At 63.3% G+C, this 13,356-nt stretch carries 12 protein-coding genes and 1 other RNA gene; 8 read left to right on the top strand and 5 right to left on the bottom strand.

Translation table 11 applies throughout. The annotated features are described in order from the left end of the window. Window positions 1–18: 18 nt before the first annotated feature. Window positions 19–197: non-coding RNA, 6S RNA (ssrS, locus tag BMY68_RS16320), on the top strand. Window positions 198–347: 150 nt separating this feature from the next. Further along, on the top strand, window positions 348–953 hold the full coding sequence (locus BMY68_RS16315) for a 5-formyltetrahydrofolate cyclo-ligase (RefSeq protein ID WP_009046117.1): 606 nt from the start codon (window positions 348–350) through the stop codon (window positions 951–953). A 34-nt stretch (window positions 954–987) separates the two neighbouring features. On the opposite strand, the gene BMY68_RS29910 is transcribed toward BMY68_RS16315, so the two are convergent. Continuing rightward, entirely contained in the window at window positions 988–1,134 is a 147-nt protein-coding gene (locus BMY68_RS29910; RefSeq protein ID WP_007926740.1) for a hypothetical protein, read from the bottom strand. 195 nt (window positions 1,135–1,329) lie between these two features. Between BMY68_RS29910 and BMY68_RS16305 the strand changes: the two genes are divergently transcribed. From BMY68_RS16305 to BMY68_RS16290, 4 genes are all read left to right on the top strand, one after another. Next, the gene (locus BMY68_RS16305) at window positions 1,330–1,779 is read left to right on the top strand and encodes an EVE domain-containing protein (protein WP_085532908.1); all 450 of its coding nucleotides are present in this window, start codon (window positions 1,330–1,332) and stop codon (window positions 1,777–1,779) included. Between the two features lie 135 nt (window positions 1,780–1,914). Further along, window positions 1,915–2,880 carry an HlyD family secretion protein gene (locus BMY68_RS16300; RefSeq protein ID WP_085532906.1) on the top strand — a complete coding sequence of 322 codons (966 nt, stop codon included), beginning with the start codon at window positions 1,915–1,917 and terminating at the stop codon, window positions 2,878–2,880. Beyond that, window positions 2,877–5,597 carry a ribosome-associated ATPase/putative transporter RbbA gene (rbbA, locus tag BMY68_RS16295; protein ID WP_085532904.1) on the top strand — a complete coding sequence of 907 codons (2,721 nt, stop codon included), beginning with the start codon at window positions 2,877–2,879 and terminating at the stop codon, window positions 5,595–5,597. The genes BMY68_RS16300 and rbbA overlap by 4 nt, the downstream gene beginning before the upstream one ends. Beyond that, window positions 5,597–6,712 carry an ABC transporter permease gene (locus BMY68_RS16290; protein ID WP_085532902.1) on the top strand — a complete coding sequence of 372 codons (1,116 nt, stop codon included), beginning with the start codon at window positions 5,597–5,599 and terminating at the stop codon, window positions 6,710–6,712. The genes rbbA and BMY68_RS16290 overlap by 1 nt, the downstream gene beginning before the upstream one ends. Before the next feature lie 119 nt (window positions 6,713–6,831). Here the strand turns inward: BMY68_RS16290 and BMY68_RS16285 are convergent, their stop codons facing one another. Further along, window positions 6,832–7,239 carry a flagellar basal body-associated protein FliL gene (locus BMY68_RS16285; RefSeq protein WP_007926735.1) on the bottom strand — a complete coding sequence of 136 codons (408 nt, stop codon included), beginning with the start codon at window positions 7,237–7,239 and terminating at the stop codon, window positions 6,832–6,834. 158 nt (window positions 7,240–7,397) lie between these two features. Between BMY68_RS16285 and BMY68_RS16280 the strand changes: the two genes are divergently transcribed. Continuing rightward, on the top strand, window positions 7,398–8,375 hold the full coding sequence (locus tag BMY68_RS16280; RefSeq protein WP_085532900.1) for an NADPH:quinone oxidoreductase family protein: 978 nt from the start codon (window positions 7,398–7,400) through the stop codon (window positions 8,373–8,375). Between the two features lie 274 nt (window positions 8,376–8,649). Then, window positions 8,650–9,999: a glycerol-3-phosphate transporter gene (gene glpT / locus BMY68_RS16275; RefSeq protein WP_007926732.1), complete on the top strand. Its 1,350-nt coding sequence runs from the start codon at window positions 8,650–8,652 to the stop codon at window positions 9,997–9,999. On the opposite strand, the gene BMY68_RS16270 is transcribed toward glpT, so the two are convergent. From BMY68_RS16270 to ubiD, 3 genes are all read right to left on the bottom strand, one after another. After that, on the bottom strand, window positions 9,996–10,643 hold the full coding sequence (locus BMY68_RS16270) for a gamma-glutamylcyclotransferase (protein WP_007926730.1): 648 nt from the start codon (window positions 10,641–10,643) through the stop codon (window positions 9,996–9,998). The genes glpT and BMY68_RS16270 overlap by 4 nt on opposite strands. A 212-nt stretch (window positions 10,644–10,855) precedes the next feature. Continuing rightward, window positions 10,856–11,824, bottom strand: a complete 969-nt coding sequence (locus BMY68_RS16265) for a CDP-6-deoxy-delta-3,4-glucoseen reductase (RefSeq protein WP_009046124.1) — start codon at window positions 11,822–11,824, stop codon at window positions 10,856–10,858. Then, entirely contained in the window at window positions 11,824–13,290 is a 1,467-nt protein-coding gene (ubiD, locus tag BMY68_RS16260; RefSeq protein ID WP_053263060.1) for a 4-hydroxy-3-polyprenylbenzoate decarboxylase, read from the bottom strand. The genes BMY68_RS16265 and ubiD overlap by 1 nt, the downstream gene beginning before the upstream one ends. Window positions 13,291–13,356: the final 66 nt, after the last annotated feature.

Here is a 13,356-nt window from a genome sequence, read left to right as displayed (position 1 = left end):
TTGCGGTATAATCCCCACCACTCCCTGGGGTGCTTGCCAGTTGGCGATGTCCCTGAGCCGATTCGCACTACCCTGGAAGTTGCACGTTGGGCCGGTGTGCATGTCCGCTAGACGGAAAGCCTTAACGCCTACTGCATCTTCCGCCTTGAACTTTCGGGTTCAAGGGCTAAGTCGACAGCGGTTCATCCGGGGAGCCTGAATTCCAGACCAATGCCAGCTATGCAAATAGCTGGCATTGTTTTTTTGGGGCTCCGCTTTTTCGGTTCCGTTTTTTTCGGCTCTGTTTTTTTCGATCAGGGGTTATTTGGTACGCTGTCCTGCCGTACCCGACCCGGACCCGAGCGACCATGACCGAACCGGCGCCGCTTTCCCGCCCGCAACTTCGACGCATCCTGCGCAAAGCCCGCCGCGCCCTCACCGCCAGCGAACAACGCCAGGCCTCTCGTGGGCTGTATCGGCAACTGGCGCAGCATCCGCTGTTCCGCCGCGCCAGGCACATCTCCCTTTACCTGCCCATGGACGGTGAAATCGACCCGCGCCCGCTGCTGCTTGCCGCACAACGCCGGGGCAAGGCGACTTATCTGCCGGTGCTCAGCGCCTGGCCACGGACCAAGATGGTGTTTCAGCGGGTTCGCCCCGGGGAGAAACTGCGCCCCAACCGCTTCCGCATTCCCGAGCCACGGGTGAGCCTGGCCCGGCAACGCAAGGTCTGGGCCCTGGACCTGGTGCTGTTGCCGCTGGTCGGCTTCGATGAGGCGGGTGGACGCCTGGGAATGGGCGGTGGTTTCTATGATCGCAGCCTGGCCTATCTGGCGCGGCGCAAAAGCTGGCGCAAGCCGACGCTACTGGGGCTGGCCCACGAATGTCAGAAAGTCGCGAAACTGGATCAGGCGAGCTGGGACGTACCGCTGCAAGGAACGGTGACTGACAAGAAATGGTATTTCGCGAAATAGGCGCCACCAGGAGAGAGCGGCGCCTTGGAAGGAATCAACGTTTGTAAGGCTGCTGCTGTTGCGCGAGCTCGACCGGTGCGTCGGTCTTGTTGGCCCACAGGCTCTGCGCATAACCGGTTGTCACTACGCCCAAACCGAACAAAATAACCAAAATCCATAGTAAATCCGGTTTGCGTTGCATCGATTGCCCCCCTCAGGCAAATCCCACACGATGACAGCGACGGTTTCCATAACAGGCCGTGCAGCAGCGTCAAGCTTAAAATCCCGGCATTCTGCGATAACGTGAACCGACACGCAAATGCTGACGTCAACCGACTGTCGGTTTGTCATAAAATTGCCCGACAACTTGCCCACGTCCCTCTGGAGAGCACAGAAAATGGCCTATTGGCTGATGAAATCCGAACCGGAAGAACTCTCGATCGAGGGCCTGGCGCTCAAGAAACAGGCGCGCTGGGACGGCGTACGCAACTACCAGGCACGAAACTTCCTGCGCAGCATGGCGGTGGGTGACCAATTCTTCTTTTATCACTCCAGCTGTCCCGAATCGGGCATCGCCGGGATTGGCCGGATCATCGAGGCCGCCTACCCCGACCCGACCGCCCTGGAACCGGAAAACCCGCATTTCGATCCCAAGGCCAGCGCCGAGAAAAATGCCTGGAGCGCCGTCGATGTCGCCCATGTCGAAACCTTCCCCAAGGTGCTGCGCCTGGATTATCTGAAGCAGCAAACCGCCCTCGCCGAACTGCCTCTGGTGCAGAAAGGCAGCCGGCTGTCCGTGATGCCAGTGACCGCCGAACAGTGGGCGGCGGTACTCGCGCTGCGCTGAACAGGCCGCCAGCGATACTCAGGCAGGCATCCCGCGCACATCGTACTAGGCTTGCCCGTTCATTTGACGGACATCAAGTCGCCCAACGGCTTGAGCCGCCAGACTAGGACGCTATAGCCGCAGGGATGCCCCCCAATGCCGACGAATCACCGCTCCTCCCGCCTTTTTGCCTTCGCCTTGCTGGCATTGCTGCTGATCGCGGGCGGCTTTGGTTACTGGAAGTCCACCCTGGACCGCCTGCCCGAAGGCCTGAGCATGGGCAACGGCCGGCTTGAAGCCACTGAAGTGCAGATCGCCAGCAAGACGCCCGGACGCCTGGCCGAAGTGCTCGTCGACGAAGGCGACAAAGTCTCCAAGGGCCAATTGCTGGCCCGCATGGACACCCGCACCCTGGAGGCCCAGCGCGCCCAGGCCGAGGCCGACGTGGTGCGCACCCGGGAAAACCTCGCGGCGGCCGAAGCCAATGTGCATCTGCGCCAGAGCGAACTGCTGCTGGCCAACCAGGAACTCAAGCGTTCCCGGGAACTGTTCAACCGTGGTTACGCCAGCCAGCAGATCATCGACCAGCAGCAGGCGCGCCTGAACACCGGCAACGCCGCCGTCCAGGCAGCCCAGGCCCAGGTCGCCGCGGTGCGCGCCGCCATTGGCTCGGCCAAGGCCATGGTCGCCCAGCTGACCAGCGAGATCGACGACAGCAGCCTGCGCGCGCCCATCGACGGCATCATCCAGCTGCGTCTGGCTGAACCGGGCGAGGTGCTGGGCGCCGGCGGCCGGGTGTTGCTGCTGATCGACCCGAGCGACCAGTACATGAACCTCTACCTGTCCGCCTCGGTGACCGGCCGCCTGGCCGTCGGCAGCGAGGCGCGGATCCTGCTCGACGCCCTGCCCGATCAACCGCTGCCGGCGAAGATCAGCTTTGTCGCGGCCAAGTCCCAATTCACCCCCAAGGAAGTGGAAACCCGCGATGAGCGCCAAAAACTGGTGTTCCGCGTCAAGCTGCGGCTGACCCAACCCAGCGCCGTACCGCAGGCCAAGCCGGGCATGCCCGGCGCCGGTTACGTGCGCACCGCGACCGTGGCCTGGCCGGCCAACCTGCAATGAACGAACTGGCGCTGCAGGCCACGGGCATCAATCATCGCTATGGCTCACAGCAGGCTCTGGTCGACCTTGCCTTCAGCCTGCCCGGCGGCACCCGCTGCGGATTGATCGGCCCGGATGGCGCCGGCAAGTCGAGCCTGCTGGGCTTGATCGCCGGGGTGAAGAAGCTTCAACAGGGCCAACTGCAGGTGCTCGGCGGCTCCATCGAACAACGCCGCCATCGCAACAGCCTGTACGCGCGGATCGCCTTCATGCCCCAGGGCCTGGGCGGCAACCTGTATCCCGAGCTGTCGATCGAGGAAAACATTCGCTTCTTCGCCACCCTGTTCGGCCTGTCGAAGACCGAATGCGAACAGCGCATGCACAACCTGCTGCTGGCCACCGACCTGCTGCGTTTCGCCGAACGGCCCGCGGGCAAGCTGTCCGGCGGGATGAAGCAGAAGCTCGGGCTGTGCTGCGCATTGATCCATGAGCCGGACCTGCTGATCCTCGACGAACCCACCACTGGCGTCGACCCGCTGTCCCGCCGGCGCTTCTGGGAGCTGGTGGACGAGGTTCGCCGCCAGCGCCCGCAACTGACGCTGCTGGTGGCCACCGCCTATATGGAGGAAGCCGAGCAGTTCGAGCACTGCCTGATGCTCGACCGCGGCCGGCTGATTGCCCAGGGCTTGAGCCGGGAACTGGCCATCGCCACGCCCAGTGGCAAGCTCGACGATGCCTTCACCCACTTTCAAGGCGACAGCGGGCACGACAACCAGCCGCTGGTGATCCCGCCAAGAACCACGGACAACCAGCAAATTGCTATCGAAGCCCATGAGCTGACCCTGCGTTTTGGCGACTTCACCGCCGTGAACAAGGTCAGCTTCGCCATTGGCCGGGGCGAGATTTTCGGCTTTCTCGGCTCCAACGGCTGCGGCAAGACCACCACCATGAAGGTCCTGACCGGGTTGATGCCGGCCACCGAGGGCAGCGCCAGGCTGCTGGGCAATCCGGTGGACGCCAGGGACCTGGCCACCCGCAAGCGCGTGGGTTTCATGTCCCAGAGCTTTTCGCTGTACGGCGAACTCAGCGTGCGCCAGAACCTGGTGCTGCACGCCCGGCTGTTCGACCTGCCCAAGGCCGAGAGCGGCCCGCGGATCGAAGAGCTGATCCGCCGCTTCGCTCTCCAGGAGATCGCCGACCAACCCTCCGGCGCCCTGCCCCTGGGCTTGCGTCAACGCCTGTCCCTGGCAGTGGCGGTGCTGCACCGCCCGGAAGTGCTGATCCTCGACGAGCCGACCTCGGGTGTGGACCCGGCGGCCCGCGACGACTTCTGGCGGCTGTTGATCGAACTGTCGCGGGAACAGGGGGTGACGATCTTCCTGTCCACCCACTTCATGAACGAAGCCCAGCGCTGCGACCGCATCTCGCTGATGCACGCAGGCAAGGTACTGGCTTGCGATACGCCGGCCGCCCTGCAGCAACAATTCGCCGGCAAAACCCTGGAAGCCGCTTTTGTCCGCTGCCTGGAAGACGCCCAGGGCGCGCCGCAAGCACCTCCCCCGGCGGCTGCCCAGCCCAAGGTCAGCAGCGCCATTCACAGCGACAGTCGGCGCTTGCGCCTGTCGCGCCTGATCGCCGTGGCCACTCGCGAAGGCAAGGAGCTGCTGCGCGACCGGGTGCGCCTGGGCTTCGCCTTGCTCGGTGCGCTGTTCATGATGGTGATCTTTGACTACGGCATTTCCCTGGACGTGGAAAACCTCGCCTTCGCCGTCTACGACCAAGACCAGACCCCGCAAAGCCGCGCTTACCTGGAAGCCTTCCGCAGCTCCCGCTACTTCAAGGAGCAACAGCCGATCCGCGATGCCGCCGAACTGCATCGGCGCCTGCAACGCTCGGAGATCAAGCTGGCCCTGGAGATTCCCCCCGGTTTCGGTCGCGACCTGTACGCCGGGCGCCAGCCCGCGGTGGCCGCCTGGCTCGACGGCGGCATGCCGTTTCGCGCCGAGACCAGCCGCAACTATGTCGAGGCGGTGCATCAGGCCAATATGGAATTGCTCGCCGAACACAGCAGCCCGGCCCTGGGGCGAGCAGCCGCGGCCCGGCTGGAAACGCGCTTTCGCTACAACCAGGACGTGGTCAGCGTGAATGCCATCGGCCCCGGGGTGATGGCGCTGATCCTGGCGTTCATCCCGGCGATGCTCACGGCGCTGGGCATCGTGCGCGAGAAGGAGCTGGGCTCGATCACCAACTTCTACGCCACGCCACTCAAGCGCCTGGAGTTTCTCCTGGGCAAACAGGCGCCCTACCTGGGCCTGAGCCTGATCAACCTGGCGCTGCTGGTGGCGATGAATCGCTGGCTGTTCGGCGTGCCCTTCAAGGGCAGCGGCCTGACCCTGGCCTTCGGCGGCCTGCTGTACGTGCTGGCCACCACCAGCCTGGGCCTGCTGATTTCCGCGTTCACCCGCACCCAGATCGCGGCGATCCTCGGCACCATGATCATCACCAGCCTGCCGACCATCCAGTTCTCCGGGCTGATCGTGCCGCGCTCGTCGCTGGACGGCGCCGCGGCGCTGATGGGGCAGCTGTTCCCCGCCGGTTACTTCCTCGACATTGCCGTCGGCACCTTCACCAAGGCCCTGGACCTGCGCCAGCTGTGGCCGCAGTGCCTGGCGCTGTTCGGGTTCTTCCTCGGGTTCACCGGGCTGAGCCTGGCGATGCTGAAAAAACAGGAGGCCTGATGCACCGGTTCAGCCACATCCTGCGCCTGGGCCTCAAGGAGCTCACCAGCCTGCGACACGACAGCGTGTTGCTGCTGTTTCTGCTGTACGCCTTCACCGTGGCCATCTACATGCCGGCGGCCGGTTCGGTGATCGGCGTGCACAACGCCAGCGTGGCGCTGGTGGACGAAGACCACAGCCAGCTCTCGCGCCAGCTGGCCGAGGCCCTGCAACCACCGGAATTCCAGAGCCCGGTGCAGTTGCCCTACGACCAGTTGGACCAGGTCCTGGACAACGGCCAGTTCACCTTCGTCATCAATGTGCCGGCCAACTTCCAGAGCGATCTGCTGGCCGGGCGCCAACCCAGCGTGCAAGTGAATGTCGACGCCACGGCCATGAGCCAGGCCTTCATGGGCGCCGGTTATATCGGGCGGATTTTCCAGCGCGAACTGCTCAACTACAGCCAGGCCGACCCGGCGAGCCGGATGCCCGCACTGCTGACCAGTCGCGCGCTGTTCAACACCAATCTGCAGGGCGGCTGGTTTCTCGCGGTGATCCAGATCGTCAACAACATCACCATCCTGGCCATTGTCCTGACCGGCACCGCGCTGCTGCGCGAACGCGAGCACGGCACCCTCGACCATCTGCTGGTGCTGCCGCTGACTGCCCTGGAGATCATGCTGGCGAAGATCTGGAGCAACATGCTGGTGGTGGTGCTCTGCACCTGGATGTCGCTGGAGGTGATCGTCAAGGGCGTGCTGGGCGTGCCGCTGGCCGGCTCGCTGGCGCTGTTCCTCGCGGTGACCGGGCTTTACCTGTTCGCCAGCACCGCGCTGGGGATCTTTCTCGCCACGCTGGCGCGTTCGACCCCGCAATTCGGCCTGCTGGCGATTCCGGTGATCATCCCGATGTTGCTGCTGTCGGGCGGCAGCACCCCGCTGGACAGCATGCCCCAGTGGCTGCAATGGGTGATGCAGGGCTCGCCGTCGACCCACTTCGTCAGCCTCAGCGCCGCAATTCTGTTTCGCGGCGCCGGCATCGAGGTGGTCTGGCCAGACCTGCTGGCCCTGGCGGTGATCGGCCTGCTGTTCTTCGGCATCGCCTTGGCGCGGTTCCGCAAGAGCCTGGCGTCCTGAGGTTGCCTCAGGGTGCCAACTTGTAGGAGCGAGCTTGCTCGCGATCAGCCGCCCGGCTGAAATGCGGCGGAGCTTGCAATATCGCTATCGCGAGCCAGCTCGCCCCTACAGATCCAGCATTACTGGATGATCAGGTTGTTGAACAGCAGGTCTTCCACCACCGGCTTGCCGGTTTCGTCGTTCATCACCTGCTGGGTCTGCTTCAGGGCTTCCTGGCGCAGTTTTTCCTTGGCTTCGACGTTGTTCATGGTTTCCGTGGTCTGCTGGGCGAACAGCGCCACCAGCTGGTTACGGATCAACGGTTCGTTGGCCTTCACCGCCTGGGCGGCGGCATCGCCGGTCACCCGCAGGGCGACGTCGGCCTTGTAGACCTTGAGCTTCGGGCCACCATCCAGACCGTAGTTGCCCACGAACGGCGGGTTCAGGCTGATGTAACTGACTTTCGGTGCTTCGCCCTCTTTGGCTTCCTCGGCCATGGCTGCCATTGGCAGAGACAGGGCCAGCATCAACATGATCCACGCTTTCACAGTTCGCTCCTTATCCGGTAGGCGGTCTAGCATAAAGGCCCCTGCGCCCGTGCCCAAGCACAAAGCTTATGGCTGGCTATCAGGCCGGGGCATGCTCGTTGACCGCGTTATTCACCCACCTACACTTATCGGCCATCACTCCCAAAGGAATAGCCCTGATGAAAGCCGTGCTGTGCAAAGCCTTCGGCCCCGCCGAAACGCTGGTGCTGGAAGACGTCGCGAGTCCTGTGCCGAAGAAGAACGAGATCCTGCTGCAGGTGCACGCGGCCGGGGTGAACTTCCCGGACACGCTGATCATCGAGGGCAAATACCAGTTCAAGCCGCCCTTTCCGTTCTCGCCCGGTGGCGAGGCCGCGGGGGTGGTGGGCGCGGTCGGCGAGAAGGTCAGCCACCTCAAGGTCGGCGACCGGGTCATGGCACTGACCGGCTGGGGCAGCTTTGCCGAGGAAGTGGCGGTACCGGGCTACAACGTGCTGCCGATTCCAGCGTCGATGGACTTCAACACCGCCGCCGCCTTCAGCATGACCTACGGCACCTCGATGCATGCCCTCAAGCAACGCGGCAACCTGCAGCCGGGTGAAACCTTGCTGGTGCTCGGCGCTTCCGGCGGTGTCGGCCTGGCGGCGGTGGAAATCGGCAAAGCCATGGGCGCCCGGGTCATCGCCGCCGCCAGCAGCGCCGAGAAACTCGCGGTGGCCAAGGCCGCCGGCGCCGACGAATTGATCAACTACAGCGAAACCAGCCTGAAGGACGAGATCAAGCGCCTGACCGACGGCCAGGGCGCCGATGTGATCTACGACCCGGTCGGCGGCGACCTGTTCGACCAGGCCATCCGCGCCATCGCCTGGAACGGCCGGCTGCTGGTGGTGGGTTTCGCCAGCGGACGCATTCCCGAACTGCCGGTCAACCTGGCGCTGCTCAAGGGCGCCGCGGTGATCGGTGTGTTCTGGGGTTCGTTCGCCCAGCGCCAGCCCCAGGACAACGCGGCGAACTTCCAGCAGCTGTTCAGTTGGTTCGCCGAAGGCAAGTTGAAACCGCTGGTCTCGCAGGTCTACCCACTGAGCAACGCCGCCAGCGCCATCAACGATCTTGGCCAGCGCAAGGCGGTGGGCAAGGTGGTGGTCCAGGTTCGCTGAACCTCCCCCTTTTCTTTATGTAGGAGCGAGCTTGCTCGCGATAGCGGTGTGACAGTCGACTTCATTGCTGACTGTCGGATCGCCATCGCGAGCAAGCTCGCTCCTACACAGAAGCATCAGGTACGTCCTCCACTTATCTTTAAGCGACATGTTCGTAAAAGAACATGCAAATGCTCCTGCGTTGCGTGCTCCTAGATAAGATGCAGTGCTATTTTCGGTAACGAAACTGTAACATTCGCATCCGCAGTCAAAACAAGAAATTTGGAGCTCTTGAATGTTTGCTTTCTTTCGACCTGCCGCACATCAGGCGCCCCTGCCTGACGAAAAAATAGACAGTACCTACCGCCGCCTGCGCTGGCAGATCTTCGCCGGGATCTTCATCGGCTACGCCGGCTACTACCTGCTGCGCAAGAACTTCTCCCTGGCCATGCCGTACCTGATCGAAGAGGGTTACACCCGCGGTCAGCTGGGCCTGGCCATGTCGGCAATCGCCATCGCCTACGGCCTGTCCAAGTTCCTCATGGGCCTGGTGTCCGACCGCTCCAACCCGCGCTACTTCCTGCCCTTCGGCCTGTTGGTGTCGGCCGGGGTGATGTTCATTTTCGGTTTCGCGCCCTGGGCCACGTCCAGCGTGACCATGATGTTCATCCTGCTGTTCATCAACGGCTGGGCCCAGGGCATGGGCTGGCCGCCAAGCGGACGGACCATGGTGCACTGGTGGTCGCAGAAGGAACGCGGCGGCGTGGTTTCGGTATGGAACGTGGCGCACAACGTCGGCGGCGGCCTGATCGGCCCGCTGTTCCTGCTCGGCATGGGCTGGTTCAACGACTGGCACGCGGCGTTCTACGTCCCGGCCGCCGTGGCCCTGATGGTGGCGCTGTTCGCCTTCGTCACCATGCGCGACACCCCGCAATCGGTCGGCCTGCCGCCAATCGAGAAGTACAAGAACGACTACCCGGAAGGCTACGACGCCAGCCACGAAGAAGAATTCAGCGCCAAGGAAATCTTCGTCAAATACGTGCTGCGCAACAAAATGCTCTGGTACATCGCCATGGCCAACGTCTTCGTCTACCTGCTGCGCTACGGCGTACTCGACTGGGCGCCGACCTACCTCAAGGAAGCCAAGCACTTCACCGTGGATAAAACCTCGTGGGCGTACTTCTTCTACGAGTGGGCGGGGATCCCGGGCACGCTGCTGTGCGGCTGGATGTCGGACAAGATCTTCCGTGGCAACCGCGGCCTGACCGGCATGGTGTTCATGGCCCTGGTGACCGTGGCGACCCTGGTGTACTGGCTGAACCCGGCCGGCAACCCGACCATCGACATGATCGCGCTGTTCTCCATCGGCTTCCTGATCTATGGCCCGGTGATGCTGATCGGCCTGCAGGCCCTGGAACTGGCGCCGAAGAAAGCCGCCGGCACCGCCGCGGGCTTCACCGGTCTGTTCGGCTACCTGGGTGGCTCGGTCGCGGCCAGCGCGGCGATGGGCTACACCGTGGACCACTTTGGCTGGGACGGCGGCTTTGTCCTGCTGGTAGGCGCCTGCCTGCTGTCGATGGCCTTCCTGGCCCCGACCCTGTGGCACAAACAGGTCGCCAGCCAGAGTCGCGAAGCCATTGCCTAATGGGTGGCTGACTTACAGCGCTTGAGCCGCGCCTCCAGATTACGGTCTGGCATGGCGTGGCTACGCAGGGCGTGCACGGTCTGCTCGACATAATCGCGAGTAGTGCCGTAGCGCCCGCAGGCGTTTTCAAATACCTGGCTCAGCACATGGTCCGGCAGGTTGCCGGCATAGCTGGGCAGGTGTCGCTCCAGAACGAACCCCAGGGCCTGAACCCGGCTACCGTCTTCGAGGCGGCAGTTGAGCCAGTGCGGGCGATAGGACGGGTATGGCATCTCGCGCTGCCACAGCGCATACAGCGAGGTTTCCAGCTGCTCTTGCGGCAGGCGGTAGGCGAAGCCACTGCAGGAACCGCCACGATCCAGGCCAAAGACCAGCCCCGGCTTCTCCGGCGTGCCACGGTGCTCGTGGGACCACAGGTACAGACCGCGATGGTAGCCATGCACCCGCCCGCGCATGCGCTCGACCGCCGAACATTCAGGGCGCCAGATCAGCGAACCATAGGCAAACAGCCAGACCGGCCCGCCCTTGTGGCGCGCCATGGTGGACTGCATCGAGCTGAGAAGCTGTTCGTGGGTGAGCTGCGGCCCCAGGTCGAGCCGCGGAGGGTAAGCCAGATTCAAAAAACTGGATTCAATGGCTGTCATGGCGAATAGCGTTCGGCTCCCCGCGTATAAAGAATTACTTAATAGAACGCACGGCTGTAACTCCAAGACACATATGTTTCAAGGCAAGTTAAGTGCCATCGAAGAGTTTTAACTTTCAATAATGCGTGACATATAACCTACCGGTATTTATCTAATTAAATAAATACCGATGGGCTATATAGGAAGTTATAACGAGGGACAGCCCCGAGAACTCAGGACCGAGGAGCGTAGGCAAATACATCCGCGCGCATCTGGTGCGCATCCATGCCCGCTTCGACCAGCGCGTCGAGGGTCGCGTAGATCATCGCCGGCGAACCGCTGGCGTAGACATGCACCGCCGACAGGTCGGCTATATCCTCGCTCACCGCCTCGTGCAGCATGCCGCAGCGCCCTTCCCAGCCACAGAGGTCGCTGACCACCTTGTGCAGGAACAGGTTGGGCAGCTTCTTCCATTCGTCCCAGTGTTCGATCTGGTAGAAGTCGTCCGGTCGGCGCACGCCCCAGTACAGGTGCACCGGGTATTTGAAGCCCTTGGCCCGGCAATGCTCGATCAGGCTGTGCATCTGCGCCATGCCGGTGCCGGCGGCGATCAGCACCAGCGGCCCGTCCGGCAGCTCGGCCAGGTGGGTATCGCCAAACGGCAGCTCGACGCGCACGTTGCCGTTGCGCTGCAACTGTTCAATCAGGCTTTGTGCACTGCTTTCGCGCACCAGTACGTGCAGCTCCAGGTCGCGCCCGGCGTGTGGCGCCGAGGCCAGGGAGAACGCCGACTTCTCGCCATTCTCCCGCTCGAGCATCAAGTACTGGCCAGCGTGATAACGCGGTGGCTTGCCGGCGGGCGCCCGCAGGCGGACCCGCCAGACATCGCCGCCGACTTCCAGACACTCGGTGACCTGACACGACAGACTGCGCACCGGCAGTTCTCCCAGCGCAAGGACGCCATCCCACAGCACGATGCAGTCTTGCAGCGGCTCTGCAATGCAAGTGTAGAACTCGCCATGATCGCGCACATCGCCGGCCTGCAGGACGCGGCCCTCCACCAGCAGGGCGCAGCACACATGACAGTTGCCATTGCGACAGCTTTGCGGGCATTCATAGCCCAGGCGCCGCGCCGCATCGAGAATCCGCTCGCCGGGCAGCGTCTCAAGCACCGCTCCGGAGGGCTGCAAGGTTACACGCATCAATCTATTCCTAACTGATTCCAGATGGCATCGATCCGGCGGGTCACTGCCTCATCCTTGACGATCACCCGGCCCCACTCGCGGGTGGTTTCACCGGGCCATTTATGCGTGGCATCGAGCCCCATCTTCGAACCCAGGCCGGAGACCGGCGAGGCGAAGTCGAGGTAGTCGATCGGCGTGTTATCGATCATCACCGTGTCGCGCTTGGGGTCCATGCGCGTGGTAATGGCCCAGATCACGTCGTTCCAGTCGCGCGCATTGATATCGTCGTCAGTGACGATAACGAACTTGGTGTACATGAACTGTCGCAAAAACGACCAGACACCGAGCATTACCCGCTTGGCGTGGCCGGGGTACTGCTTCTTCATGGTCACCACCGCCATGCGGTACGAGCAGCCTTCGGGCGGCAGGTAGAAGTCGGTGATTTCCGGGAACTGTTTCTGCAGGATAGGCACGAATACTTCGTTCAGCGCCACGCCGAGAATCGCCGGCTCATCCGGCGGACGACCGGTGTAGGTACTGTGGTAGATCGGCTTGATCCGGTGGGTGATGCGCTCGACGGTAAACACCGGAAAACTGTCGACTTCGTTGTAGTAGCCAGTGTGGTCGCCATACGGGCCTTCATCGGCCATCTCGCCCGGATGGATCACCCCTTCCAGGATGATTTCCGCAGTGGCCGGCACTTGCAGGTCGTTGCCGCGGCATTTCACCAATTCGGTGCGGTTGCCCCGCAGCAGGCCGGCGAAGGCGTATTCGGAGAGGCTGTCCGGCACCGGCGTCACGGCGCCGAGAATGGTCGCCGGATCGGCGCCCAGGGCCACGGACACCGGGAACGGCTGGCCCGGATGCTTCTCGCACCATTCGCGGTAATCCAGCGCGCCGCCACGGTGGCTCAGCCAGCGCATGATCACCTTGTTGCGGCCGATCACCTGCTGGCGATAGATACCGAGGTTCTGCCGGTCCTTGTTCGGCCCCTTGGTGACGGTCAGGCCCCAGGTGATCAGCGGACCGACATCGCCCGGCCAGCAGGTCTGCACCGGGAGCATCGCCAGGTCGACGTCATCGCCTTCGATGACCACTTCCTGGCAGATCGCGTCCTTGACGACTTTCGGCGCCATGGAAATGATCTTGCGAAAGATCGGCAGCTTGGACCAGGCATCCTTGAGCCCCTTGGGCGGCTCGGGCTCCTTGAGGAACGCCAGCAGCTTGCCGATTTCCCGCAGTTCGCTGACCGCCTCAGCCCCCATGCCCAGCGCCACGCGCTCCGGGGTGCCGAACAGGTTGCCCAGCACCGGAATGTCGTAGCCGGTGGGATTTTCAAACAGCAGGGCCGGACCTTTGGCACGCAAGGTGCGATCGCAGACCTCGGTCATTTCCAGCACTGGGGACACCGGAACCTGGATGCGCTTGAGTTCGCCGCGCTGTTCCAGACCGCTGATAAAGTCGCGCAAGTCGCGATACTGCATGCGTGAGCCTCGTTTTGGCCGTGGCGTTCGGGGCTGGCAGTTTAGCGCCGAACCCGACTGTTCAGA

Origin of the sequence: Pseudomonas sp. NFACC41-3 (assembly GCF_900109505.1) — a bacterium.
Classification (GTDB): domain Bacteria; phylum Pseudomonadota; class Gammaproteobacteria; order Pseudomonadales; family Pseudomonadaceae; genus Aquipseudomonas; species Aquipseudomonas chlororaphis.
Note: the sequence above shows the minus strand (reverse complement) of the source record. Positions and strands in the feature narration are given on the sequence as shown.